The sequence below is a fragment of the Microbulbifer maximicatervae (SeqCode) genome (assembly GCF_056231245.1).
The window spans coordinates 4,517,196-4,541,927 of record NZ_CP174334.1 but is presented as its reverse complement, the minus strand read 5'-3'; the positions used below and the strand labels follow the sequence as shown (position 1 = coordinate 4,541,927).

General features: G+C 51.6%; 22 protein-coding genes. 18 read left to right on the top strand and 4 right to left on the bottom strand.

The window, feature by feature from the left end; genetic code table 11:
• Nucleotides 1–152: 152 nt before the first annotated feature.
• Entirely contained in the window at nucleotides 153–845 is a 693-nt protein-coding gene (locus ACJJIS_RS19940; RefSeq protein ID WP_475708895.1) for a ComFC family protein, read from the bottom strand.
• A 180-nt stretch (nucleotides 846–1,025) separates the two neighbouring features.
• On the opposite strand from ACJJIS_RS19940, the gene bioB reads away from it, so the two are divergent.
• From bioB to bioC, 3 genes are read left to right on the top strand one after another with little or no spacing between them, the layout of a single operon-like run.
• On the top strand, nucleotides 1,026–2,075 hold the full coding sequence (gene bioB / locus ACJJIS_RS19935) for a biotin synthase BioB (RefSeq protein WP_413665834.1): 1,050 nt from the start codon (nucleotides 1,026–1,028) through the stop codon (nucleotides 2,073–2,075).
• Entirely contained in the window at nucleotides 2,072–3,265 is a 1,194-nt protein-coding gene (gene bioF, locus ACJJIS_RS19930; RefSeq protein WP_444914902.1) for an 8-amino-7-oxononanoate synthase, read from the top strand. Before bioB ends, bioF begins: the two co-directional genes overlap by 4 nt.
• Nucleotides 3,262–4,806 carry a malonyl-ACP O-methyltransferase BioC gene (gene bioC, locus ACJJIS_RS19925; protein ID WP_475708894.1) on the top strand — a complete coding sequence of 515 codons (1,545 nt, stop codon included), beginning with the start codon at nucleotides 3,262–3,264 and terminating at the stop codon, nucleotides 4,804–4,806. The genes bioF and bioC overlap by 4 nt, the downstream gene beginning before the upstream one ends.
• A 46-nt stretch (nucleotides 4,807–4,852) precedes the next feature.
• On the opposite strand, the gene ACJJIS_RS19920 is transcribed toward bioC, so the two are convergent.
• Nucleotides 4,853–5,392, bottom strand: a complete 540-nt coding sequence (locus ACJJIS_RS19920; RefSeq protein ID WP_444934750.1) for a L,D-transpeptidase family protein — start codon at nucleotides 5,390–5,392, stop codon at nucleotides 4,853–4,855.
• Between the two features lie 181 nt (nucleotides 5,393–5,573).
• Here ACJJIS_RS19920 and bioD point away from each other — a divergent pair, with 181 nt between their 5' ends.
• Nucleotides 5,574–6,272, top strand: a complete 699-nt coding sequence (bioD, locus tag ACJJIS_RS19915; RefSeq protein ID WP_413664193.1) for a dethiobiotin synthase — start codon at nucleotides 5,574–5,576, stop codon at nucleotides 6,270–6,272.
• 65 nt (nucleotides 6,273–6,337) lie between these two features.
• Here the strand turns inward: bioD and ACJJIS_RS19910 are convergent, their stop codons facing one another.
• A complete protein-coding gene (locus tag ACJJIS_RS19910; protein ID WP_444934751.1) occupies nucleotides 6,338–6,937 on the bottom strand; it encodes a 3'-5' exonuclease in 600 nt (199 codons plus the stop codon).
• A 160-nt stretch (nucleotides 6,938–7,097) separates the two neighbouring features.
• On the opposite strand from ACJJIS_RS19910, the gene ACJJIS_RS19905 reads away from it, so the two are divergent.
• The 7 genes from ACJJIS_RS19905 to ACJJIS_RS19875 all read left to right on the top strand — a co-directional run bounded on the left by ACJJIS_RS19905 (nucleotide 7,098) and on the right by ACJJIS_RS19875 (nucleotide 13,372).
• Nucleotides 7,098–8,195, top strand: coding sequence for an amino acid--tRNA ligase-related protein (locus ACJJIS_RS19905; protein ID WP_445355179.1), 1,098 nt, complete (start codon nucleotides 7,098–7,100; stop codon nucleotides 8,193–8,195).
• Complete coding sequence (locus tag ACJJIS_RS19900; RefSeq protein ID WP_475708893.1) at nucleotides 8,192–9,082, top strand: hypothetical protein; 891 nt, start codon at nucleotides 8,192–8,194, stop codon at nucleotides 9,080–9,082. The genes ACJJIS_RS19905 and ACJJIS_RS19900 overlap by 4 nt, the downstream gene beginning before the upstream one ends.
• A gap of 83 nt (nucleotides 9,083–9,165) precedes the next feature.
• Nucleotides 9,166–10,173: a S66 family peptidase gene (locus ACJJIS_RS19895; RefSeq protein WP_444914897.1), complete on the top strand. Its 1,008-nt coding sequence runs from the start codon at nucleotides 9,166–9,168 to the stop codon at nucleotides 10,171–10,173.
• Nucleotides 10,148–10,630, top strand: coding sequence for an HIT domain-containing protein (locus ACJJIS_RS19890; RefSeq protein ID WP_475708892.1), 483 nt, complete (start codon nucleotides 10,148–10,150; stop codon nucleotides 10,628–10,630). Before ACJJIS_RS19895 ends, ACJJIS_RS19890 begins: the two co-directional genes overlap by 26 nt.
• Before the next feature lie 118 nt (nucleotides 10,631–10,748).
• The gene (locus tag ACJJIS_RS19885) at nucleotides 10,749–11,114 is read left to right on the top strand and encodes an HIT family protein (RefSeq protein ID WP_475708891.1); all 366 of its coding nucleotides are present in this window, start codon (nucleotides 10,749–10,751) and stop codon (nucleotides 11,112–11,114) included.
• A gap of 175 nt (nucleotides 11,115–11,289) precedes the next feature.
• Nucleotides 11,290–13,071: an acyl-CoA dehydrogenase C-terminal domain-containing protein gene (locus ACJJIS_RS19880; protein WP_475708890.1), complete on the top strand. Its 1,782-nt coding sequence runs from the start codon at nucleotides 11,290–11,292 to the stop codon at nucleotides 13,069–13,071.
• A 109-nt stretch (nucleotides 13,072–13,180) separates the two neighbouring features.
• Complete coding sequence (locus ACJJIS_RS19875; protein ID WP_413664201.1) at nucleotides 13,181–13,372, top strand: DUF3094 family protein; 192 nt, start codon at nucleotides 13,181–13,183, stop codon at nucleotides 13,370–13,372.
• On the opposite strand, the gene ACJJIS_RS19870 is transcribed toward ACJJIS_RS19875, so the two are convergent.
• Nucleotides 13,369–13,839 carry an EVE domain-containing protein gene (locus ACJJIS_RS19870; protein ID WP_444914894.1) on the bottom strand — a complete coding sequence of 157 codons (471 nt, stop codon included), beginning with the start codon at nucleotides 13,837–13,839 and terminating at the stop codon, nucleotides 13,369–13,371. The two genes, ACJJIS_RS19875 and ACJJIS_RS19870, sit on opposite strands and share 4 nt — an antisense overlap.
• Nucleotides 13,840–13,960: 121 nt before the next feature.
• Between ACJJIS_RS19870 and ACJJIS_RS19865 the strand changes: the two genes are divergently transcribed.
• From ACJJIS_RS19865 to ACJJIS_RS19835, 7 genes are all read left to right on the top strand, one after another.
• Nucleotides 13,961–15,049: a sensor histidine kinase gene (locus ACJJIS_RS19865; RefSeq protein WP_444959218.1), complete on the top strand. Its 1,089-nt coding sequence runs from the start codon at nucleotides 13,961–13,963 to the stop codon at nucleotides 15,047–15,049.
• 4 nt (nucleotides 15,050–15,053) lie between these two features.
• Nucleotides 15,054–15,869: a LytR/AlgR family response regulator transcription factor gene (locus ACJJIS_RS19860; RefSeq protein ID WP_444912010.1), complete on the top strand. Its 816-nt coding sequence runs from the start codon at nucleotides 15,054–15,056 to the stop codon at nucleotides 15,867–15,869.
• Between the two features lie 231 nt (nucleotides 15,870–16,100).
• Nucleotides 16,101–19,196: an efflux RND transporter permease subunit gene (locus ACJJIS_RS19855; RefSeq protein ID WP_444912011.1), complete on the top strand. Its 3,096-nt coding sequence runs from the start codon at nucleotides 16,101–16,103 to the stop codon at nucleotides 19,194–19,196.
• Nucleotides 19,193–20,311, top strand: a complete 1,119-nt coding sequence (locus ACJJIS_RS19850) for an efflux RND transporter periplasmic adaptor subunit (RefSeq protein ID WP_282934509.1) — start codon at nucleotides 19,193–19,195, stop codon at nucleotides 20,309–20,311. The genes ACJJIS_RS19855 and ACJJIS_RS19850 overlap by 4 nt, the downstream gene beginning before the upstream one ends.
• A 238-nt stretch (nucleotides 20,312–20,549) precedes the next feature.
• Nucleotides 20,550–22,634 (top strand): TonB-dependent siderophore receptor, encoded by a 2,085-nt coding sequence (locus ACJJIS_RS19845; RefSeq protein WP_475708889.1) that lies wholly within the window; start codon nucleotides 20,550–20,552, stop codon nucleotides 22,632–22,634.
• Nucleotides 22,635–22,711: 77 nt separating this feature from the next.
• A complete protein-coding gene (locus tag ACJJIS_RS19840; RefSeq protein ID WP_475708888.1) occupies nucleotides 22,712–23,968 on the top strand; it encodes a PepSY-associated TM helix domain-containing protein in 1,257 nt (418 codons plus the stop codon).
• Between the two features lie 116 nt (nucleotides 23,969–24,084).
• Nucleotides 24,085–24,669 carry a DUF6515 family protein gene (locus tag ACJJIS_RS19835; protein ID WP_475708887.1) on the top strand — a complete coding sequence of 195 codons (585 nt, stop codon included), beginning with the start codon at nucleotides 24,085–24,087 and terminating at the stop codon, nucleotides 24,667–24,669.
• The last annotated feature ends 63 nt before the right edge of the window (nucleotides 24,670–24,732 follow it).

Here is a 24,732-nt window from a genome sequence, read left to right as displayed (position 1 = left end):
TTCCTGGCCCGCGACAACAGAAATGCGGGCAATTTAGTCGCTGTTAGAACCTTAGCAGTGCTGGCAGGTGAGGGACTGAGGCGCCAGAACGGCAAGGTAAGCTATTGTGACGTTGGGGTGACTATGGGTCTATTTGTAGTCGCGCCGAACAGTCATGGCGTTCTGGCCAAAACGAAGGCGCTGACCTGTTTTGCCCCGGCTGTGAGTAGCTGGCGAGTGATGACTTCGAGGGTCGCTCCCGTGGTTACAACATCGTCTACCAGGCCGATATGGGCACCCGATATTTCTCCGCGCACGGCAAAGCTGTCAGACAGGTTTTTCAGCCGTTGGTTGCGGCTGAGTTGAGACTGGGTTTTGGTGGAAGTTGTTTTGCGCAGTAGTTGCAGATCTACTGGCAGGCACCAGTTTTGCCCCAGACCACTGGCAATAAGTTGAGCCTGGTTGTAACCGCGTTGCCAATAGCGACGCCAGTGCAGAGGAACCGGGGTAAGTATGTCAGGCATATCCTCTGGAAGCCCCAATTGGCGGGCTGCTAGCTGTATAAGGCTGTGTCCGGCGGCCAGGTCCCGGTGGTATTTGAAATGTTGGATTAAGTGGTTGATCGGGTAAGCGTATTGCCAGGCAGCACTGATCTTCTTTAAGGCGGGTGGCCTCTGTAAACAGGCCGCGCAAATATTATCTTTTGCCGCCGCCAAGGGTAGGGCGCAGTAGCGGCAGCCGCGGCCTAGCGCCGGTAGTTCCTGAGTGCAGGCAGAACAGATTCCAACCTCTCCCGATACTCCGCCGCACAGCAGGCAGCGGGCCAGACTTTGGGCAAGTTTTCTACTGAAAAGCTTGTAAACCATATCGTCTCTTCCGAGTTGACAGCGGTTTGGCCGTGGCTAAACTGGCCAGTCTGGTGGATTGAACGGCAGGCGCTGAATTATAGCTCGCTGATCGATGCCGCTAGAGCCTGCTAACAGGCTGTGAGTATCCGATTTTAATAAGCAACAGAGAGAGTACGCCCTGTGACTGCCGCCCAGCAAATGCCCGCCGCAGAGATCCGCCACGACTGGACCCGCCAGCAGGTACTGGACCTCTTCGCCATGCCGTTTAGCGACTTGATGTTTACCGCGCAGCAAGTGCACAGAGCTTATTTTGATGCCAATCGGGTACAGGTCAGTACCCTTTGCTCTATCAAGACCGGTGCTTGCCCTGAGGACTGTGCCTACTGTCCCCAAAGTGCCCGCTATGACACCGGGCTGGAGCGGGAAAAACTGATGAAGGTTGAAAAGGTGTTGCAGGAGGCAAGGGCAGCTAAGGCCGGCGGTGCTACCCGCTTCTGCATGGGGGCCGCCTGGCGCTCCCCCAAGAAAAAAGACATGCCTTACGTGACCCAGATGGTACGAGAAGTAAAGGCGTTGGGTATGGAAACCTGTATGACCCTGGGCATGCTAAATGATGATCAGGCCCAGGAGTTGGCGGATGCAGGCCTCGATTACTACAACCACAATTTGGATACTTCGCCGGAATATTACGGTGAGATTATTACCACTCGCACTTACCAGGATCGCCTGGAAACCTTGGGGCGAGTGCGCTCAGCGGGAATGAAGGTCTGTGCTGGTGGCATTGTGGGAATGGGTGAAGGCGATAAAGATCGCGCCGGGTTATTGATGCAATTGGCGAACCTGCCGGAGCACCCCGAATCAGTGCCCATCAATATGCTGGTAAAAGTCGCCGGTACCCCGCTGGAAGAACAAAAGGACCTGGACCCCTTCGAATTTATTCGCTGTATTGCTGTGGCCCGTATCATGATGCCGAAATCCCATGTGCGCCTATCCGCCGGTCGCGAGCAGATGAGCGATGAGATGCAGGCAATGGCCTTCCTTGCCGGCGCCAACTCTATTTTCTACGGTGAAAAACTGCTGACAACTGCGAATCCGGAAGCTAACGAAGATATGCAGTTGTTCAGTCGCCTGGGTATTAAGCCAGAAGAGTATCAGCAGTACGCCGATGAGGCTGAGGTGGAAGCGGAATTGAACGCGCAGATCACCGAACAGCAAAATGATGCTTTCTTCTACGACGCGGCCAAATGACCCTGAATGAAGTCCTGCAACAGCGCCTCGCCGAGCGCCGCCAGCAGAATCTGTACCGGGAGCTAAAAACCCTCGATCGCGCACCCGGGCCGCGAGCCCGGGTCGACGGGCGGGAGCTACTGGTATTTAGCAGTAACGACTACCTGGGGCTTGCCAGCCGCGAGGAAGTCATCGCAGCACAGAAGGCGGGAGCAGAGTGTGGTGCAGGCGCCACAGCCTCTCACCTGGTTAATGGTCACCTGGATATTCATCACCGCTTGCAGCAGTGCATCGCCGAAGTAAGCGGGCGAGAAGCGGCGCTGATATTCTCGAGTGGCTACATGGCGAATATCGGCACTATTTGTGCCCTGTTGGGGCGAGCCGACAATATTGTTTCGGACAGGCTTAATCACGCCTCACTGATTGACGGTGCCCGCTTGAGTGGCGCCAACAGTCTGCGCTTTGCCCATAACGATCTCGCTGGCCTTGAACGCCAATTGCAGCGCGCTACTAGCCGGGGTGGCGCTACTTTAGTAGCGGTGGATGGCGTTTACAGCATGGATGGTGATTTGGCCCCTCTGGCTGAGATTGCCACTCTGTGTAAGCAATACAACGCCTGGTTAATGGTTGATGAGGCCCACGGCTTTGGCGTAATGGGTAGTGAAGCATACCCGCTGGCGGGCAGCTGTGCCCTGGCGGGGCTGACCCAGGAACAAGCCCCGGTTGTGATGGGTACCTTGGGTAAAGCGGTTGGCAATGCCGGTGCCTTTATTGCGGGCTCCCGGGCACTGATAGATTTCCTCACCCAGTTTGCGCGGCCCTATATCTATACCACCGGAATGACGCCAGCAGTGGCTGCCGGTGCCTTGGCTGCTATCGAATTGATTCGCGATGAGCCTCAGTTGCAAGGGCGCTTGCGGGTAAATATCGCTTATTTCCGCCGCAGGGCACTACAGCTCGGTCTACCTCTTCAGGCGTCGGCCAGTGCGATACAGCCGCTGGTGTTGGGCTGTGAAAGTACTGTGATGGCGGTTGCCAGAGAATTGCAGGAGCGCGGATTCCTGGTGGGTGCCATTCGCCCGCCTACAGTGCCGCTGGGCACTGCACGCTTGCGCATTACCCTGAGCGCGGCTCACCGGGCCGAGAATATCGATGACCTACTAGGCGCGCTGCAGCAGATTTTGCAGGACGCAGGGGTACTGGATAAGTGATACGGGTTGAACACTTGGTTTTCCTGCACGGGTGGGGCGGGAGTGCAGACCTTTGGCAGCCGCTTATAGAATCCCTGGCGCGTCGTACAGAAGTGCAACTCCACTGTATTGAGTTACCTGGATTTGCTACACAGGGCGCTGAAGACTGGCCCCCACTAGAAGCTTTGCTGCAGAAGCTTTACCAGCAACTTCCCCCTCGCTGTATCCTGGTTGGCCACTCCCTCGGCGGTATGCTGGCCGTTCGCCTGGCTTCTATAGCGAAGCAGGACAAAGTTCTGGGGTTAATGACCATAGCTGCCAATGCCTGCTTTGTGGAACGAGATGGCTGGCCGGGCATGGCCGAGAGCACTTTCAAGGCATTTTTCGATGCTTTTACATCATCTCCGGAGAGTACCTGGGAGCGATTTTGCTCGCTGCAGGCGCGGGGTGATAGCGCCATGCGCTCTTTACTTAAAGACCTTAAGGCACAAACACCTCAAATAAATAGTGATGCCTGGCGGGAAGCATTGTGCTGTCTGGCAGAGTTGGATAATCGCCAATACCTGGAACATCTGTCCGTGCCGGCACGGCACCTGTTTGGTGACAGGGATGCCCTGGTTCCCATTGAAGCTGCTCGGTCCATTGAGGCGTGTGGGGGCACCGTCAAAGTCATACCCGAGACGGGCCATTTACCCCATTGCACCAAAGCTGACATCGTCGCTGAATATCTATTCGAGCTTCTCGAGTCTATTGGAAATCCCCCGGCTGAGCCGTTTGATAAGGCTGCGGTAGCTCGCTCTTTTACCCGGGCAGCACAGGGCTACGATGATTGCGCCCATCTGCAGCGGGCAGTCTGCCGGCAACTGTTGGCCCAAGCCGATGACAGCTGGGCACCCCGCACAATCCTCGATTTGGGCAGTGGCACCGGATTCGGTACTGAACTGTTGCGGCGGCATTTTCCTAAGGCGCAAATTATTGCCCTGGATCTGGCGGAGGGGATGCTGAAATTTGCCCGGACGCAAAGACCCGAAGCTGATGGTTACGTTGCGGCCGATGCCGAACAGTTACCCCTGGCGGCGGGTAGTATTGATTTGGTGTTTTCAAGTATGGCGCTGCAATGGTGTTACCGTCTGCCGCAATTGTTTGCAGAGTTGCAACGAATACTGGCTCCCGAAGCGCGGTGCCTGGTTGCCACCCTTGGCCCTAAAACCCTGGTGGAATTGAAACAGAGTTGGGCTCAAGTGGATGGGGGTGTACATGTGAATCAGTTCCTGCCCGCCGAGCAGTGGCGTGAAGCGGCGCTGCACAGTGGTCTCAGCGGATTGGTTACGGATGAATTGCGCCTACTGCACTTTGATAGCCTGCGGCAGTTGATGCGGGAGCTTAAGGGAGTGGGTGCACACAATATTAACCGGGCGGCTGATAAAGGTATGACAGGTCGTCGCAAACTGCAGCACTTGTCCGTGGCCTATGAGAATAAGCGGGAAGAGCGTGGATTGCCGGTAACTTACGAGGTGATCTATATGAATCTCACCGCTTGCAGGGCAAAAAAATCCGGCTGACCTGCGCCTATCGCAACGCAGGGAGCCGGGTGCAAGATTGAAGAGATCAGGGGTAGATGTCGATAGGGATTGGCGTCTTCACCAGAGCCCAGATTTCGTCCATTTCGCGATTGGAGGCCACGGCGATACAGCCATCGGTCCAGTTGGTGCGGCGCAGGTGTTTTTCCATATAGGACCATTGGGGCTTGATACCGTGGATCATAATGTCACCGCCGGGACTGACCCCCATTTTGGCTGCCCGTGCACGGTCCTGCTTGTTGGGATAGGACACGTGGATTGAACGGTAAAAACGGCTGTTGGGATTCTTCCAGTCCAGTGTGTAGCGGCCTTCAGGGGTGCGCTCGTCCCCCTGGCGAACCTTGTGTCCCCTGGGGTTATCGCCAAAAGACACGGTATAGCTTTTCACGACACGGCCGTCCCGTATCAGCTGCATGAGTTTCTTGGACTTATAAACTACGACGTGGTCAACGGGATCAACTTTCGCTGAAGCAAAGATTGGCACCAGCAGGAGCAGGGCAAAGGTCAGGTATCGCATGGTCTTTAAGCAGTTCGGGTAGTTGTCGGTTATTTCGCAATGACACCGCATCCCTGCTGTCTGTCCCCTTTAAAAGGGGGTTATTGTGTGAGCGCAACCCCGTGCCTTCTTATCGATGTACGGCCTGATTTGTTCAAAATTTGCGCTACCGGGTTAATTTATCACCATCTGAGTGGCGTGAAAAGTCACGTTATGAAAAAAGTTAACTTTTATTGGAGGAGGGGGTTAGGCCTTGGCAAAAACCTATTTTATCGCCGGTACTGACACCGAGGTCGGCAAGACATATGTGAGCGCCGCACTGCTATCGGCAGCGGCGGAGGCAGGCTTGCAAACGGCGGCAGTGAAGCCTGTGGCATCTGGATGTGAGCACACGGATGATGGCCTGCGCAATGAAGATGCCCTTTTGCTCCAGGAAGCGATGACTCTGAAGCTGCCTTACCAGCAAGTAAACCCCTTTGCCCTGGAGCCCGCTATTGCTCCGCATATAGCGGCCGCAGAGGTGGGTAAGCAGTTAAATGTTGCGCGGATGGCTGGCGTCTGTCGGGGAGTGATGTCTGCAGGGGCCGACCTGGTTTTGATCGAAGGTGCTGGTGGCTGGCGCACCCCGTTGGGCCCAAGAAGCTTTCTGTCCCAGTTGCCCCGGGAACTAAACCTACCGGTCATACTCGTGGTGGGCATGCAACTTGGCTGTATCAACCATGCATTACTCACAGTAGAGGCAATCCGCCGTGATGGGCTTCCGTTAGTGGGTTGGGTAGCCAACTTTGTACGTGGTGAGGGTATGGCTCGCGCAGAGGAGAATCTGCATACCCTTAAGGCTCTACTGCCGGCTCCTCTTCTAGGCTCTCTTCCATTCGATAGCGCCGCGAACTATCGCAATGCTGCCCAGTACCTGGATATCGATGGGTTAATTGCCCAAGCCGATCACTGATGGGGCGGTAGGATAAGGAGAAGGCGCAAAATGCTGTCCTTACAAGGTGATATTACTAGGCCTGATTATATCTGATTTAAAAAGCTAGTTCGTAGGGCGATATCATTTTCCAGAAGTTGGGCGATATTTCGTGTGTCATCGATACCGGAATGCAGTCGCCCACTAAATGTAAGCCCCGATAGTTTAATAGCCTTGGCTAGGTTGACGCGGTGTCCTTTATTGTCAGCGAATATTTGCTTCACATTAATGTGAGGCAGGTACTGTAAGGGGTTTGCTATTTCCTTTCTGCCTGTTTCCATGCGCAATTGCCATGCATCAAAATTTCCCCAGCTGCCCCATGCGGCTAATTCATAGTTGGAAAGCCAATCTTTGAATTTATCCAGTACCCCGGGTAACAACGAGGCCTTATCAACCTGCTCCTGAGTAATACCCGTTAATTCGGTACAAAATAGTGTCAATTTCCTGTGAAGAAAGGGTTTTACGTATAGCTGCCTTTCATCTAATTGAACAAAAGATTTTTGTGTCAAACTTCCCACTATCGCACCCAACTCTATGGTTTCGGCTTCTTCTGGAGGGAGGGGCGGCTCGTTATCACAAGTACATTCGAGATCAACCAAAAGGATACAGGTTTGATTCTTCATCGTTAATTGAGAAGCTTTTTGCAAGAATATTCATGACAATGTTTAATTTATAGTCTATGTAGTTATTCGGATAAAGCTGGCGTGATTTTCTCTAATTTTTCATTATTTCCTAACTCGGTTATTGCAGTTATTGGATTTGCGTTATTGATTTATTAAAGGGGGAAACAAAACGCGCACCAAAAATTTGTATCGTCCAGCAGTAAAAAGTAGATGGATATATTCTTATGGGGATATCTCTTTGATTGGGGTTGGGAAATTGACTACGAATGAGCATACAAATGGCTGGCAACCACCGATTCTTGAAGATCCCAGCAGATACTTGAAACTAGCAAATAATTCTTGGTTTAACTTGCTGGTAGATTTGCAAGACATACTTACTCGAGAGACAGCAATGTTCTGGCGAGGCCAGGGAATTGGAACCGTTCACTTACCTGTTACGACTGGTAGTATTTCGAGCCCAGTTGGGCTGGGCAGTGATTCAATTCCTGTGAGTATTCAATTAAATGGTCAGGAAACATATCTAGCCGACTCCATGCAGTTTCAGCTTGAGTTGTGTTGTCGAATGAAGCCTCGGGGCGCTTATTATCTAATGCCGTCATTTCGTGGGGAGGACTGGGACGCTACACATCTCTGTCAGTTTATGCACAGCGAGGTAGAAATTAGTGGCGACTTGGATGAGGCTATGTCTTTGGCTGAAGGATATATCCGTGTGCTTTGCGAAGCGATACTTAGGGAGCAAGCTGAGTCAATTACACGAGCAATCGGCAGCTTAAGTCACTTAGAGTCAGTGGCAAACGGAGATTTAACTTTTAATTCTGTTACTTTTGATGAAGCCGCCAAGCTTCTTCAGGACAAGCCGGAGTTTATCGATAAAACGGATTACGGGCGAAATCTTACTAGAGCGGGAGAGCGAGAGCTTATCAGAACTATTGGCCCCTTTGTTTGGGTTACCAAGTGGGACCATGGAATTGTTCCTTTTTATCAAGCCATGGATAAAAACGGCTATAGCGCATTAAATAGTGATCTCTTATTTGGATGTGGCGAAGTGGTTGGTTGTGGTGAGAGACATGTTGACGATCTGGCCGTTCTCACAGCTATGAAGGTACATGGGGTAAATCCAGAATCCTATAAGTGGTATACGAATATGAAGCGGGTTTACCCATTGAGAACGGCTGGATTTGGCATGGGTGTTGAGCGATTTTTGATGTGGGTGCTCCAACACGATGATATTCGGGATCTCCAGATATTACCTCGTAGAAATGGATTTGAATTGTCACCATGAGTTCTTTCGATAGGGACCCTTCAAGTTACAATATTTCTAATCAGGTAAGAATTAGCTCACTGGGATTAGCTGAAGATAGAGTACCTCAGCACTTACACCCCATACTTTCATTTATCAATTCATGGGCAAATCAACAAGATGCACCAGTGACTATAACTATAGGTGGAAGCATCGCATCTGGTGAAGCCGATGCTTTTAGTGATTTGGATATCACGGCAGTCTATGAGTCGACTAATCCACTCAATAGGGCCAGAGCTGAATTTGAGCAGATGTTCACCCGGTATTTTAATATTTGCGTGACATTCTCTGCTGTGCATGCGGGAATCCCAAATTTACTTGTTTTCTATACTCGACAAGATGACTGGATTGTAAAGTTAGATATAAGTTTTTTGTATTGTACAGATCCTCCCTGCTGTATCCAAGAACCATTCATCGTCTTGCGTAAAGATATTCCTATCAACCAAAACACCATGCCTGATACGGAATCAATGTCAGTGCAGGATATTATTCCTCGTTATTGTGGATGGCTTTGGTATACATTTGCAAAAATTAAAAGAGGTGAGAGTCTGGCTGCTTGTGACTCTCTCGCCTTTACACGTAAACATGCCATTATCCCACTTATTCAACAGGCTACAGGTGTTAAATTACAGGGGGATCGGCGATTAGAGCAGCGATTGCCGACCGACTGGGTAGAACAACTTCATAACACTCACCCTCGTACTTTGAAGCCTGAGGATCTTTATTTGAGTCAAGCTAGCCTTCATCAAATTTTCCTGCGAGCGGTTAATGAAATAGGAAAGTCTGATTTGTTACTAGAGGAGCAAAAATATAATCAGCTTGTTGATGTGTTACGACGGCAGGGGCTAACCATTGACTGGCCTGAATAATGATGCAATGTCGGTAAACTTTGGGCGCTCTGGGCATAAGCCCAGAGAAACAATGTTCGAAATGAAAAGTTTACGCTATCAATATGAATAACAGGTTTTATCCTAAGTTAATACCGGGAAAGGCGATAGCAATATATTCACCCTCTTCAAATGTAGCAAGTGAATATCCTGACCGATTAATTCGGAGCGTCAAAGCCTTGGAGCGAACCTTGAATACAAAGGTTGTACTGCCGGAGCAGGTGTGCTTTTCAAGAGGATTTACGGCAGGGACTGCATTGGAGCGGGCTCAGGCGTTTGAGAGTTTATTACTCGATCACTCGATTGCGGGAATCATGTGTTCAATTGGAGGATTCAACTCAGCTGAAATATTAGAACACTTGAATCGAGATATTGTTTGCCGATACCCCAAAGTGTTAATTGGCAACAGCGATGCGACAGCCTTGATTTTAGGTATTTTTAGTTTGAGTGGATGGACTACTTATTTTGGCCCCACGCTGTTACCCCAGTTTGGCGAATACCCTCAGCCTTTTGCTTTTACGATCGAGAACCTTTTTTCTGCCATCGGTAATAATGAGACCTTGACAGAGCTAAGAGATCCTGCTGCATGGACTCGTGAATTTACTGACTGGGGTGAAAGTCCGCAACGGCGTCGTTTGATGGGAAAAGACAGTCACCGAATAGTTTATCGAGAAGGGCTGGGTGAGGGGATATTGTTTGGAGGGAATATAGAGACGCTAAATATGCTTGTGGGTACGCCATATCTTAATATCCCCTCAGATATTATTTTTTTCTGGGAGGCCCATGCTGAAGAAGCGCGACTAGAGAGGGTTCGTCGTGCCCTTACCCATCTGCGTCAATCAGGGATACTCTCTCACGTTAGAGGTATGCTTATTGGACGCTCTCCATATTGCACTGATATTGCCGGCGTCACGCTAAAAGATACGGTTCTTGAGGCTTGTGCAGATTTCGACTTTCCAATAGTGGCGAATCTAAGTTTTGGGCATACGGATCCCATGTTGACTTTACCAATCGGCGTTTTGGCTAATGTTTGTGTAATGAAAGGTAGTGAGGCCCGTATCACAATTGTCTAACTTACTTTTGTCAAAACAGGGATGCCCATGCGGTTATTGCTTGAGTACCCCGGGGGAGAGGTCGCAATTTATTGTCTGTCAAAATGATGTTGCGACCGCACTAATACCGATACGTCCGAGAATTAGGGGGAATGTGGTGGTGGTGCCTCACGCCTATCATACGGATTTTTCCACATTCAATCAGAGTGAGTTCCGCGATCTGTTTAAGTGTGTCAGGGAGTCTACTTTTGCAGTAGAAAACCTCTATGATCCGGATGGTACCAATGTCTGGTGTGATTGGGGGGGAATTACGGGGCGATCCTATCTTCACTTAGTTTGGGAGATTGTCCCCAGGAGTGATAGGAAAGCGGGTAGAAAATATCGCTATACGGATATTTTTTCGTGTCCGCAATGGAGTTCGCCGGAGAGGGCGAAGGAAGCTGCACGTCTACGCGGTGCTCTCAATTTCTCGAAATAACCCCTATTATAAAACGATCATAACTTGTATTGAGTTTGCTGTGCCTTATACGTTTCGAGTTCGAAGGCCGTGCCCGCTATGTACACTGATGCATTCGAGTGTTCCGCTGGTAAAGGAGATGAAGCACGCTTGCCTGGCGGTAAATCCGAGGCAGCGCAGTAAAGGCGCATTGTTAGTAATCCCTTCTTTGCACACGAATCATTTTACCGCTTGTGACTCGGTAGTTTTATCAGATGTCAGCAATTTGATCCTAACGGGTGTTGATATTCTGCGAGAGGCATTTCAGCCAGATGGTATTCATACATTCTGCAATTCCGGAGTGTCCGCAGGCCAGTCTGAAGATCACATGCATGTGCAAATCATCCCGCGATATGCAGATGAGCCCTATTCATTTGTACCCAGTGATGAGATTCCACTATTAGCTGAGGATAAGTTAGCCGAACTCGTCAGCGTTCTACTGCGAAGGAGCACCAATGTAGACTAGCAGCAGTTTTTTCAGCCGGCTCTAGTGAGCGGTACAGCATCCATTCAACAGATTGTTCCCACTCTTTAGAACTGAGTGCTTGTCAGGTTCCTCAAAGCCCGAGACTGTTGACATTAGGGCGCTTCGGCCCTAGATTCAAACGAGCGTTTGAAACACTTGAATGAGGACCGGGAGCATGGCCGACTATAAGGCGCCACTAAGGGAGATGAACTTCCTACTTCACGAGGTATTTGCTGCGGAAAAACTCTGGGCGGAATTGCCCGGGTTGGCTGGAGCGGTAGATCGTGAGACCGCAGATGCGATTCTCGAAGAGATGGCCAAGCTGGCTGCCAACACCCTGGATCCGATCAATCGCACTGGCGACGAAGAGGGCTGCCAGTGGAATGACGGTGTGGTGACCACGCCGAAAGGCTTTAAAGAAGCCTATGCCACCTTCTGTGAAGGCGGCTGGGGTGGACTGCTGGGCAACCCGGAATACGGCGGCATGGGTATGCCGAAAATGCTGGGCGCTCAGGTTGAGGAGATGATCAATGCTTCAAATATCTCTTTTGCACTCTACCCGGTTCTGACTAACGGCGCCTGCCTGGCAATTGATGCCCACGCCAGTGATGCGCTGAAAGAAAAATACCTGCCCAAGATGTATGAGGGAACCTGGGCTGGTGCCATGGGCCTTACCGAGCCTCACGCCGGTACAGACCTGGGTATTATCCGCACCAAGGCCGAGCCCCGTGGCGATGGCAGCTTTAGCATTAGCGGCAGCAAGATCTTTATCACCGGCGGTGATCAGGATCTGTCCGAAAACATAATTCACCTGGTATTGGCAAAATTGCCAGACGCACCCAAGGGACCGAGAGGCATCTCGCTGTTCCTGGTGCCCAAATACAAGGTGAACGAAGACAACAGCATCGGCGAGCACAATGATGTGAACTGTGGCTCGATCGAGCACAAAATGGGTATCAAGGCCTCCGCTACCTGTGCGATGAACTTCGACGGCGCCCAAGGCTGGCTGGTCGGCGAGGAGAACAAAGGACTCGCGGCCATGTTTACCATGATGAACTACGAGCGTCTGGGTGTCGGTATCCAGGGCCTCGGCGCTTCAGATCGCTCCTATCAGAATGCTGTTGAATACGCTCGCGACCGTATCCAAAGCCGCTCTCCAGCGGGCGCCAAGCAGCCGGAGAAAGCCGCAGACCCCATCATTGTGCACCCGGATGTGCGCCGTATGCTGCTTACCCAAAAAGCTTTGGTGAATGGTGGCCGCGCCCTGTCCACTTACGTGGCCAAGTGGTTGGATATTTCCAAGTTCGGCGAGGGTGAAGAGAAAAGGAACGCGGAGAATATGGTTGCCTTGCTGACCCCGGTAGCCAAAGCCTTTACTACCGATATGGGATTGGATTGCACGATCCTCGGTCAGCAGGTCTTCGGTGGCCACGGTTATATCCGCGAATGGGGCCAGGAACAGTTGGTACGCGATGTGCGTATTACCCAGATCTATGAAGGAACCAATGGTATCCAGGCTCTGGATCTGGTGGGCCGTAAGACTGTAGCCACTGGCGGTGCTCTATTCGAATTGTTTGCTGCAGATGTACAGGGCTTTATCGATGCCCAGATTGATCGAGAGGAAATGGCAGAGTTTATCCAGCCGCTCATCGCTGAGATGCAACGCCTGCGTGAAGCAACTGAGAATATGGTTGCCGCCACTCAGCAAGACCCCCACGCACCGGGTGCTGCCTCTGTAGAGTACCTGCACCTGTTCGGCTACGTCGCTTACGCCTTTATGTGGGCGAAAATTGTGTCTGCGGCGCTGCCGAAAGCGGAAGCGGATAGCTTCTACAGCGGCCAGATAAAGATAGCGCGCTTCTACTTTGCTCGCCTGTTGCCACGTACCCAGGCATTGGCCGGCAGTGTCAATGCAGGCAGCGCTAGCTTGATGGACTTGGAGGAAGAGCTGTTCTAACAGCCCCCAAAGAAAGTGTTAAAAAGCCCCGCATCGCGGGGCTTTTTTGTGGAGCTGTAGAAAGCTTTCTCCTAAACTCAGGGCACAAAAATAACGAGCGAAAGTGCCCATGTTAGATCCCTCCGAAAAGAAACTCTCCGATGAAGACCAAGCCAAGGTCGATAAATACCTGCAGTCCGGCATCAACAGTGTCGAACGCAAGCCTTTCCGTCCCTGGGTATTGTTACTAGGCTTGTTAGCGTTATTGACGCTGCTATCGTTGCTGAGCCTGTACATCGCCCAGACAAAAGGTATCGTCTAGCGCGGCGTGGAGCTTCCCAAGTGCTGGAGTAGCTGCCATTCGTCACCGGAAACTGGCTGGATAGACAGGCGCCCCTGTTTTACCAGCACCATCTCTGCTAACTGGGGGATGCCCTTGATTTCTGCGAGGGGCACCGGCCGCTGGAACTCACTTCGCCAGCGAATATCGACGCAGTACCAGCGCGGTTTATCCTCGCTGGACTTGGGGTCAAAGTACTTGCTTTCCGGGTCGAACTGGGCCGGATCGGGGTAGGCAGAGCGAACCACTTCGGCGGAGCCCACAACTGCCGGCACCTTACAGGCACTGTGATAAAACAGCACGCCATCTCCTTCCTTCACCTTATCGCGCAAAAAATTGCGTGCCTGGTAATTGCGGATACCATCCCAGCGACCGCAACCGCTGGATTCGGCAGCGAGGTCCTGAAGGCTGTATTCATCGGGCTCAGATTTAAATAACCAGTACGTCATGCGGCAGTTTGTCTCTTTGCTGCGCCGGGTGGTGTTTCGCCGGCTTTCGGCGCCATTTAGTATGAAGCTGCCGATTAGTGTCAAATCGGCGCATAGATTTTTACCCAATAAGCGGGAGATTATGGGAAGCAAAACACTTCAGTGGCTCTCACAGAAGCTGGCCAGTCGTCGTTCACAATACTGGGCCCTGCAGCTCTCTGGTTGGGGGGGCTATACGCTGTTGACCTTTGTAGGTAGTTTTTTTTGGGTGAATGACCACTGGATTCACTCTGGCTACATCATAGTTGCCACTACTGCGGGAGTTGTTCTCAGCGAGAGCATGCGTTTGGGTTTTCACCGCCTGTGGAGTAAGCCTCCAGCGCTGCGATTAATAGGTTCTTTATTGCTGGTAGTGATGGCGGCGGTGATTTGGGCGGCAATAAAGTTCAGCGGCTCCCTGTGGCTGTATGGTCACGATGGTGATGAGCACCCGGCACTCCTGGCCATCTATTGGTTCACCTATTCATTTCTGATTCTGATGACCTGGGCGGCGCTCTATTACGGCATCAAGTATTACCGCTCCTCTCAGGCGCAGCAGGAGAAGGCGTTGCGGGCGGAATCAATGGCGCATCAGGCTCAATTAAAAATGCTGCGTTACCAGTTGAATCCTCACTTCCTGTTTAACACACTCAACGCAATCTCCACCTTGATCCTCGATAATGACGGGCGCACGGCCAACAATATGGTGACACGCCTGTCTCAATTCCTGCGCCATTCCCTGGATAATGACCCCATGCAGAAGGTCACCCTGGCGAAGGAAGTTGAGGCGCTGATGTTGTACCTGGACATTGAAAAGGTGCGCTTCGCCGATCGCTTGGGGGTGAATCTGGATTTACAGGGGGAGTCCCCCCAGGCCCTGGTGCCGAGCCTGTTGTTGCAACCGTTGGTTGAAAACGCGATCAAATACGGGATTGCACAACTGGAGTGGGGCGGTGAGATTGGCATCAAGTCGCGGGTTTTCGCCGGCGAATTGTTGTTGGAGGTCAGTGATAACGGCCCCGGTATGTCGGAAGAGGAGCTGCGCCTGATTGGCAAAGGCTACGGAGTGGGTATTCGCAATACCTGTGAGCGCCTTAAGGCTCTTTATGGCGATGACCAGAGAGTGCGTTTCCGCAATCGTCCGGAAGGGGGCTTGTCGGTAAATATTCGTATTCCCTTTGAACAGGAATAAATAAATGAGTGGAGTAGAGATCCTGAGGGCGATCGTTGTCGATGATGAACCCCTGGCTCGTCGCGGCTTGCGGCTGCGCCTGGAGCAGATGGCTGATATAGAGGTGGTTGCAGAGAGCGGCAATGGTCGCGATGCATTGGAGAAAATACTGGAGCTGAGGCCCGATGTAGCATTTGTGGATATCCAGATGCCCGGCGTAAACGGTTTGCAACTGGTCCAGTTGATTCCGTTGGACTCTCTGCCTCATGTGGTATTTGTCACGGCCTACGACCAGTATGCGGTAGAGGCTTTTGAAATCAATGCGGTGGACTACGTATTAAAACCCATCGAAGAAGAGCGCTTGGAGTTGGCTCTTACCCGAGTCAGGGAACAGAGAGCCAACGCTGATATCGCTAACCAACGAGAGCAATTACTCGAAGCTGTTGCCGATTTGACCAAGGAATCCCCTGAGGTGTTGGAGCAGAAGCTGGTTAGCGGGCAATTTGCCGGTAGTGCCTATCCGGACAAAATTGCAGTGAAAGATGCGGGCAAAATAACTTTGGTGCCCTCCAGTGAAATCGACTGGATCGATGCTGCCGGTGATTATATGTGTGTGCACGCTCGGGGTGAGACCCATGTGATGCGTATCACCATGAAAGAGCTGGAGCAGCAGTTGGACCCGAAATTGTTCCAACGGATTCATCGTTCGACTATCGTCAATTTAAGTCGAGTACGGGAGATACGAGCCCATATTAATGGTGAATACCATCTGGTGTTAGATAGCGGCGAATGTTTAAAAATGAGCCGCAGCTATAAAAATAAAGTCCAGCACTTCCTCTGATCCATAAATTTTTTATGGCTCTCAGGTGAGGCAGCAAAGCAGATGGGTTTTCCACTGTAACGCTGCCTCTTAAGGCATGGATTTCATTTTGTGAATTTTTATTTTCTTTCCGGCGAATAAACAGGCTCTTCATGGCCTGATCGAATTTTCCTGGCAACTAGTCGCAACTGCCTTGTAAGGAATTCATATTCCGCTAGCCTTCAATCCCAATAAAAAACTGGGGCTGAAGTAATGGCATTAACACGCGCCGCTTTAAAAAATCCCGCTGCTGCGGGGGTCGCAGTGGTTATGGCTGTTCTGCTTGGAGCTTTCCTCGCCAGCCAGCTGCCGGTTCAACTTTTCCCCGATATCGACAATCCTCGTATCGCTATCCAGGCGGGCTGGAGAGCGGCCGCACCGAAAGAGGTGGAGGCGGAAATTGTCGAGCCGATCGAATCCGTATTACAGGGCCTCACCGGTCTGGAAATGATGCAAGTCAACGCCGGTCGCGGTGGCGCCTGGGCAAATCTGGAATTTGCCATGGGCACCGATATGAACAAGGTGCTGATTGATGTTATCAGTCGTATGAGCAGCCTGCCGCCATTGCCCCGGGATGCGGAGCCACCGCGAGTAATGCTGGGTGGCTGGGGTGGCGATGCCACAGCACTGACCTATTTCTTTCTGCAAAAACTACCTGATAACCAGAATAACCTGGATGACTACGCTGGCCTGATCGAAGATGTACTGCGCCCGGAGTTGGAGTCGGTGCCCGGGGTTGCCAGTGTCCAGGCCCAGTCTGGGAGTGCGGCACAGGAAGAGTTACAGATTATTTTTGATCCCTGGAAAGCAGCTGAACTGGGAGTAGAGCTGCCTACAGTGAGTCGGCAGCTGGCGTCGGCCAGGGATGTCTCCGGTGGATTTACCGACGTGGGGCGGCGTCGTTATACCCTGCGCTTTGTCGGCGAGTATGAACCCAAAGACTTATCCGAACTGGTGTTGGAATGGCGCAATGGACAGCCGGTGCGCCTGGGCGATATTGCCGAGGTCAAGGTGGGGCCTTCTGAATCCCGCGGTGTCACCACGCAAAATGGCAATCCGGCAGTTTCTCTCCGTATTAACCGTACCAACAATGCCAATATGCTGGCTACTTTGGAGCGGGTTAAGCAAAAAGTCGCTGAGCTGAATGAAACTAAATTAAAAGCTGAGCAGCTTGTGCTGGTGCAATCATTTGATGCATCGGTATTTGTTTATCGGGCTTTAAACTTGCTCGGCGGTAATATGATTTTGGGTATCGTATTAGCTGTCGGAGTGCTCTGGTGGTTTATGCGACGCATGCGTGCGACCTTGATCGTTGCCGCAGCGATTCCAATTTCATTACTTTCGACCTTTGTGGTGCTGTCGGCCGCAGGCCGCAGTGTGAATGTAATTTCTCTGGCGGGACTGGCCTTTGCCACCGGTATGGTGCTCGATGCTGCGATCGTAGTGTTGGAGAATATTGTGCGCCTGAGAGAAAAAGGTCGGGGGGCCGAGGAGGCTGCGGAGCAGGGTGCGGGCCAGGTGTGGGGTGCACTGTTGGCTAGTACTGCGACAACCGTTGCGATATTCCTTCCGGTATTTTTCCTTAACAGTGTCGAAGGGCAGGTCTTCGGTGACCTGGCCCTGACTATTGCTGTCGCTGTGGTGTTTTCCCTGTTGGTTGCGGTGGCTGTGGTTCCCCTGGCTGCGCGTCTGTGGCTACCCTCTATCTCTACTGAAGACCGTCTCTCCCGAGTGTGGGAAAAAATAACTGCGCGGGTAATGGCTTTGACGAGTACCAGGACCCGCCGTTGGCAGGTGATCGGGGGGCTTTTATTAATGCCCATGGTTGCGACTTATTTATTCTTACCAAACCTGGATTATTTACCGCCGGTAAAAAGAGATGCAGTTGATGTGTGGATGAACTTCCCCGCATCCACTAATACCAAAACTTTAGAAACAGAAATCGTCAACGAGTTGGATAAGCGCATGGCACCCTACATGAGTGGTGAGCGCGAACCAGCCCTGAAGAACTACTACGTGATCACCTGGCCCAATGGCGGCACTATGGGAGTGCGGGTTAAGGATATGGATCAAGCCAAGGAGATGGAGAGAATCCTGCGGGAAGAAATCCTGGTGGATATTCCTGATTTCCAGGGATTCGCCGCGCGGGGTAATCTGTTTGGCCAATTCGGTGGTGACCGAAACATTGCTTTACATCTGCAATCCCGTGATGCCGAAGCATTGATGCGTGCGGCTGCCCTTGGGGTTGAGGTTGTTGAAGAGGTGATGCCGGGAACGCCGGTGCAGACCAACCCAGGCTTATCTTTATCAGAACCTGAATTGACAGTGCGCCCCAATGATCGCGCAATGCTGGAGCAGGGTTGGAATCGCCAGGATATGGGCGGACTGGTTCGAACGCTGGGCAATGGTCTCTATGTCGGCGAGTATTTTGACGGTGAAAAGCGCCTGGATATTATTTTTAAAGCGCAGCCCTGGAGTACTCCCGAACAACTGCAAAATACGCCGTTGGTAACGCCCCGTGGGGAAGTGGTGCCGCTCAGTCAGCTGGCCAGTGTGGAGCGGACTGTGGGGCCGGGCAGTTTGCGCCGGGTTGATGGTCGTCGCACCATTACACTGAATATAGTACCGCCGGAAGATGTGTCCCTTGAAGAGGTGCGCGCACAGCTGGAGGCGGATGTATTGCCGAAGATTCGCGAAGCTCTGCCCGCTGATGGGAGTATATTGGTGGGAGGGAATGCCAGTGACCTGGATAAGGCCCTGGCTTCGCTTTCCAAGAATTTCCTGTTAGCGCTGCTAATTTTATTCCTGCTGATGAGCGCACTGTTCCGCTCCTTGCGGGATGCTTCTCTGGTATTGCTCACCGTGCCCCTGGCGACAGTGGGCGGCGTGTTGGCGCTACAAATTTTAAACTTGATCGACTTCCAACCACTGGATCTGCTCACCATGATTGGCTTTGTGATACTGCTAGGCCTGGTGGTGAATAATGCTATTTTGCTGGTACACCAGACACGAGCGGCAGAGATGGCGGGTAGCACTCGGGTGGACGCTGTAGAGCAGGCCTTGCGCCTGCGTTTGCGCCCTATTTTTATGAGTACCCTGACCAGTGTATTTGGCATGTTGCCACTGTTGGTTGCTCCCGGTGAGGGCAGTGTTATCTACCGCGGCCTGGCCGCAGTGATTGTGGGCGGCATGGCAGTGAGCACGCTCTTTACCCTGGTTTTATTGCCGGCATTACTGCAAACCGGCAGCCTGCCACTACCCAAATTTACGGCTATGCGCGAAAGGTTTGCCCTGAGGAGTTCACAATGAAGAAATTGCTCGCAGGAATCGTTTTATCTCTGGGTGCCAATGGCGTATGGGCGCAGGGCGATCCTATTGCGGTATTGGTGGATCGGGCCCAAGTTCGGGAAATTGCTCCGAGCCAGTGGTCTGCAGGTGAGGTGGTGAGCCGACGAGATATCCTGGTTTCTTCTGAACTGGATGGTGTGTTGGAATTTGTCGCTGAGCCCGGCAGCTTTATTAAAAAGGGTGAGCGCCTGGCCGAGCTGGACAGTACTCATTGGCGATTACAGCTGCGCAATAGTGACAGCCGTATTGCACAATTGCGTGCGCGGTTGACCTATATGGATGCTCAGTTAAATCGACTGAGTAAGTTGGCGGAAACCAATAGTACCTCCCGAGCTGCACTGGAAGAGCAGCAGGCTGAGCGCGAGGCAATGGCTCAGGACCTGATTGCGGCTCAAATTGAGCGCGACCGACGGGCCTATGAATTATCTAAAACAGCCATTGATGCACCCTTTGATACTTTAGTGGTGAGCCGCGAATTACAGGCGGGAGAATATGTGCGCACAGGTTCGGAATTACTGCGAGCCCTGGATATGTCACAGATGGAAGTGGAGGCGGATATTCCCCTGACGGCCCTGCCGCTGATTCGCATTGGTGACACAGTGGCGCTGCGCAGTGATTCTGTCTCTCTGCCGGGAGAGGCTCGGGTGGATGATCAATTATTTAGCGGACGGGTACGTCAATTTGTGCCTGTGGCCAGCGATCGCTCCCGGCGAGTTAAGCTGATGGTAACTTTGCCACAGAGTGCGCCGGAGCAGTGGGACTGGATTGTCGGTATGCCGGTACAGGTCTCTGTGCCCATTGCGCAGGCGCAGGCCACCATGTCTGTGCCAAGGGATGCCTTGGTTTTAAGAAATGGCGATACCTTCGTATATCGAGTGGGCGAGGGGGATAAGGCTGAGCGATTATCTGTGCGCATCGGCAGTGGTGATGGTGAATGGGTGTCGGTAAGCGGTGATCTCACTAAGGGCGATCGTGTGATAGTGCGTGGTGCTGAGCGCTTGCAGCCTGGACAGGAAGTTAAAGTGCTGTCGGAAGTGGTGCGAGATAAAGAGCCATTACAGGCGGGCAGTGGCTAATTCCTGATTTTCCCTGAAGGCCTTCTGATCAAATACAGGGTGACTCGCTGCTTGTGATCGCCCTGGCCCTCCTAATTTTCCGCCAAGCAATGATGTCCTCTCCCCATCTAAACTATTTGTGGGTACATCGATTAAGTAATAATCATTCGCATTGACTGGCGAGTATTTCTTCAAATATCATCCGCTCCGTTTATGGTGCCCCTGCACCGTTCGCTGATTTGGAATGAGGTTTTAGCCGATGAAAAGTAACGGCTTAATGAAGAAAAAAGCGCTGTCAGCCTGGATTGCTGCCGCCGTGCTCGCCCCGCTGGGAAGTTCTGCTTGGTCTGCTGAAACCATGGAAGAAGTCAGCGTCTACGGAGAGCAGGAGGAGACCAGTACCGCCTCTCGCCTAAGCCTATCTGTTTACGATACTCCGCAAACGGTAACAACTATATCCCAGGCTCAAATCCAGGACTTTGCCCTACAGGATATTAATGAGCTGCTGAAATATACCCCTGGGGTAACCGTAGAGAACGTAGAGACGGATCGTACTTATTACACTGCTCGCGGCTTTGATATTGTGAACTTCCAATACGATGGTATCGGTGTTCCCTTTTCCTCTGGTTTATCCCATGGGCATCAAGACACAGCGATATTTGATCAGGTTGAAGTGGTGAAGGGCGCAGCAGCTCTGACCACAGGTCTGGCTAACCCCTCCGCGACGGTTAACTTTATCCGTAAGCGTCCGACAGAAGAGTTCAAGGCGGGTGTAGATCTGGTTGTCGGTGAAGAGGGACGTTTGCGCACCCAGGGAGATATCTCAGGTTCTATCAGCGATAACGTCCGAGGCCGGTTGGTGGTTGCAGAGGATCAGGCCGACTCTTATCTTGACCGCTACGAAACTGACGGCAGTGTCTACTACGGTATTGTGGAAGCGGATTTGACTGATTCCACCACCCTGACCTTAGGCCACAGCCAAAATCGCAGTGAAGCCGATGGCAGTATGTCTGGTGCCCTGCCACTTTTCTATACCAATGGCAGCGCTACCGCTTACGATGTTTCCACAAGCACGGCACCGGACTGGGCTTTCCGCAATGTAGACAGAACCCAGACTTTTGTTGAACTGAAGCAGGATCTTTCCGCAAACTGGTCCGTCACTGCATTACTGACCCAGAATGAAATCGATATGGATGTCGAGGAGATGTATGTCTACGGTACTCCAGACAGAGAAACCGAACTGGGTTTACATGGTTATGCGTTTGGCTATAAGTTGGATGAAAAGCAAAAGATTGCCGATGTGTTCCTGTCAGGAACTTACAATTTGTTCGGCCGCGATCACGAGTTGGTGGTGGGAGCCAACTATGCGGATATCGAACTAACCGGCCAGTCTTTCTACAGCTACTCCGACGGTTATCCGGTTCTTGGCAGTGACTGGGCTAATGGCACAACGGCGCGGCCTGACTTTGTTGATTTTGATCCTTATAAAGATGGCCACGAAGACGATCAAGAACACAAGTCCCTGTACTTTGCCACTCGTTTGAATATTACCGACAGTCTGTCTTTATTGGCCGGCGCGCGTAAAATGGAAGTGGAACAATCCGGCTACAATTATGGTGTTGATGCTGACACTTCGGCGGATGAAACTGTTCCCTATGTAGGGGCCACTTTTGATTTGAACGATAGTTTCTCATTCTACGGTAGCTATACTGAAGTCTTTACCCCGCAGTCTTGGGTTAACCCTGAATTTAAACCACTGGGCGCCGCAGAGGGAGACAGTTCCGAGGTGGGGTTTAAGTACTCCCTTGCGGGTGGACAAGCAACGGCTAGTGTTGGGCTATTTGAATCCAACCTGAATAATCTCGGTGAATACCTAGATAAGGTTGATGGAAAGAATGTTTACGAGAGTGGTGATTTCACTACAAAGGGCGTTGAGCTGGAGCTAATCGGTTCAATTACCGAGAATTTCAATATCAGCTTTGGCTTTACCCACTTAAGTGAAGTAGTCAATAAAGACGGTGAGGAAGATCGCACTTATATTCCACGCAACACCCTGAAGGTGGCCGTGGCCTACGATTTACCTCAAGTTCAAGGCTTGAAGTTCGGCGGCGGTATCAATTGGCAGGATGATATTTACATTGAGCCTGTCGAGGGTGTTCGTGTAGAGCAGGATAGCTATGCGTTGCTCAGCGCCTTTGCCAAGTACGATATTTCTGATGCTTTAACGGTTGGCCTCAATATTGATAACCTGACCAACGAGAAATATATCAACAGCCTCTATTGGACCCAGGGCTATTACGGCGCTCCGCGTCAGGCACAGTTGAGTGTGAGCTGGCGCTACTAAGGCGCCTAGTTAACTCCGTTGCAGTTTAACCCGGTACTTGTGCCGGGTTTTCTGTTTTTTAGTTTTAGGTAAATGTTATGCGTCAAACCCTGGTTCTTTTACATCGTTACCTGGGGCTTGCTACTGCGGTCTTCCTGATAGTCACCGGGCTAACCGGCGCTATTATCTCCTGGGATCACGAACTGGATGAGTGGCTTAATCCCCACTTATATAAAACTACTTCCAGCGGCGAACCCTTAGCCTCTATCGAGTTGGCAGAACGGCTTGAAGAGTCCTTGCCGCAAGTCCAAATATCCTATTTTGAATTGGTACAGGAGCCTGGGCATACCCAGTATTTCTGGGTAGAGCCTCGAATTGACCCGGCTACCGGTAAATTCTTTGCGGTGGATTACAACCAGGTATTTGTCGATCCGACCAATGGGGAAATTATTGGTAAGCGCGAGTGGGGACGTGTCTGGCCAATAACAACTGAAACCCTGATGTCGTTTTTGTACAAGCTGCATTACAGTTTTCATATACCCGAATTTTGGGGCACTGATCACTGGGGGATTTGGCTGCTGGGCGTTATTGCACTGGTATGGACAATCGATTGCTTTGTGGGGCTAGCGGTGACTTTACCTCGTCGCAAGAAATCCACCCGAAAGCCATCTCGGACTTGGTGGCAGCGATGGAAGCCCGCATGGATGATTAAGGCCGGCGCTGGGCGTGCCAGGCTCACATTTGATTTACATCGTGCGTTCAGCCTGTGGACCTGGGCGCTGCTGCTGACAATTGCATTTACGGCCTTCTCACTGAATCTCTATCGAGAAGTGTTTTTTCCCCTGATGTCGCTGGTATCAGATGTGACTCCGTCGCCCTTGGAAGAGCGCACACCTAACGATCACAGCAATCCAATTACCCCGTCGTTGTCTTTTCGGGATATAGCCGCGATTGGAGAAAACCAAGCTGCGCAGATTGGCTGGCAACAACCGCTGAACTCCCTGTGGTATGCCCGGGAGTGGGGGATATATCGGGCTGAATTTTTTGATGCCAGCGCAGGGCATGGCGCCGGAGGTGTTGGTCACAAGGCTCTATTTTTTGATGGCCACAGCGGCGAATATCTCGGAGACTTTATTCCCTGGGAAGGGACGGCGGCAGACTTATTTGTACAGGCGCAATTCCCAGTGCATTCCGGTAGGATCCTCGGTCTCCCTGGTCGCATACTGATTTCAATTATGGGGGTGGTGATTGCGATGTTGAGTGTGACTGGAGTTTTAATCTGGTTACGTAAACGTCGTGTGGCAGTCAGTAGTCGGATGGATAGCAGGTCTCCCTTGCCGAGTACAGCTGTATAATTCTATTGGTTAGACCAGTGGTAATTGGAGCAATTTAATGGCGCTCTAGTTACCGCTTGGGATAGCCTTGGGGATGACTTGTTCGCACCATACCCTTAGCGGATTGCAATTTGCTGATGACATTAGCCATGCGATCCCTGCTTACCCTATTTCTTGTACTGTTCTGTTCTGTTTCGGAGTCTCAGGTTCGATCGGACCACCTGCCTCCCGGAGCTGAGCCTATCGAAGTGAATAACCAGACAGTTTTTTATAAAAATGGTTATTTCTACCGCAAAGGCCCCGACGCCTATACCCGGATTGAGCCGCCTCTGGGAGCTCGGGTCTCCCGAGTACCTTTTGGAACCCCCATTAACTTGGGTAACAAGCATTATATGCTTGCGGGTAATGGTACCTTTTTCTTATTAGACCCCAGGGACAATCAATATGTGGTGGTCACGCCCCCTCCCAATTGGCAGCATGTTAATCGCAATCCCCTAGCTCCGAAAAAGAAAATATACCCCCGAGCGTATCCGCCCCGCCATTTGCGGCACCGCTCAGAGGGTAAACGAGTCGATCGTAAGGATTGGGATATTTACTGTGAAGCCCGGGCGGCAAATTTGCTGCGCCGTACGGATGAGCCTGGTAAAACAACCAGACGGGCTATGCGTGAATATCGCAAGGTATACAGAAAATGTTTGCGTCAAAGTCGGCGCTTCAGGTAAATGCATGGGGCAGGGAAGTCCCTGGGCTACACTGAACAATATGGCCCAGTAGGCGCCTATTTT

Coding starts and splice junctions, on each gene's coding strand:
- ACJJIS_RS19845 (WP_475708889.1), top strand. CDS start 20,550: ATGAAAAGTAACGGCTTAATGAAGAAAAAAGCGCTGTCAGCCTGGATT.
- ACJJIS_RS19875 (WP_413664201.1), top strand. CDS start 13,181: ATGTTAGATCCCTCCGAAAAGAAACTCTCCGATGAAGACCAAGCCAAG.
- ACJJIS_RS19920 (WP_444934750.1), bottom strand. CDS start 5,392: ATGCGGTGTCATTGCGAAATAACCGACAACTACCCGAACTGCTTAAAG.
- ACJJIS_RS19895 (WP_444914897.1), top strand. CDS start 9,166: ATGAATAACAGGTTTTATCCTAAGTTAATACCGGGAAAGGCGATAGCA.
- ACJJIS_RS19855 (WP_444912011.1), top strand. CDS start 16,101: ATGGCATTAACACGCGCCGCTTTAAAAAATCCCGCTGCTGCGGGGGTC.
- ACJJIS_RS19880 (WP_475708890.1), top strand. CDS start 11,290: ATGGCCGACTATAAGGCGCCACTAAGGGAGATGAACTTCCTACTTCAC.
- ACJJIS_RS19840 (WP_475708888.1), top strand. CDS start 22,712: ATGCGTCAAACCCTGGTTCTTTTACATCGTTACCTGGGGCTTGCTACT.
- ACJJIS_RS19850 (WP_282934509.1), top strand. CDS start 19,193: ATGAAGAAATTGCTCGCAGGAATCGTTTTATCTCTGGGTGCCAATGGC.
- ACJJIS_RS19900 (WP_475708893.1), top strand. CDS start 8,192: ATGAGTTCTTTCGATAGGGACCCTTCAAGTTACAATATTTCTAATCAG.
- ACJJIS_RS19885 (WP_475708891.1), top strand. CDS start 10,749: ATGAAGCACGCTTGCCTGGCGGTAAATCCGAGGCAGCGCAGTAAAGGC.
- ACJJIS_RS19860 (WP_444912010.1), top strand. CDS start 15,054: ATGAGTGGAGTAGAGATCCTGAGGGCGATCGTTGTCGATGATGAACCC.
- ACJJIS_RS19835 (WP_475708887.1), top strand. CDS start 24,085: ATGACATTAGCCATGCGATCCCTGCTTACCCTATTTCTTGTACTGTTC.
- ACJJIS_RS19865 (WP_444959218.1), top strand. CDS start 13,961: ATGGGAAGCAAAACACTTCAGTGGCTCTCACAGAAGCTGGCCAGTCGT.
- ACJJIS_RS19940 (WP_475708895.1), bottom strand. CDS start 845: ATGGTTTACAAGCTTTTCAGTAGAAAACTTGCCCAAAGTCTGGCCCGC.
- bioB (WP_413665834.1), top strand. CDS start 1,026: ATGCCCGCCGCAGAGATCCGCCACGACTGGACCCGCCAGCAGGTACTG.
- ACJJIS_RS19870 (WP_444914894.1), bottom strand. CDS start 13,839: ATGACGTACTGGTTATTTAAATCTGAGCCCGATGAATACAGCCTTCAG.
- bioF (WP_444914902.1), top strand. CDS start 2,072: ATGACCCTGAATGAAGTCCTGCAACAGCGCCTCGCCGAGCGCCGCCAG.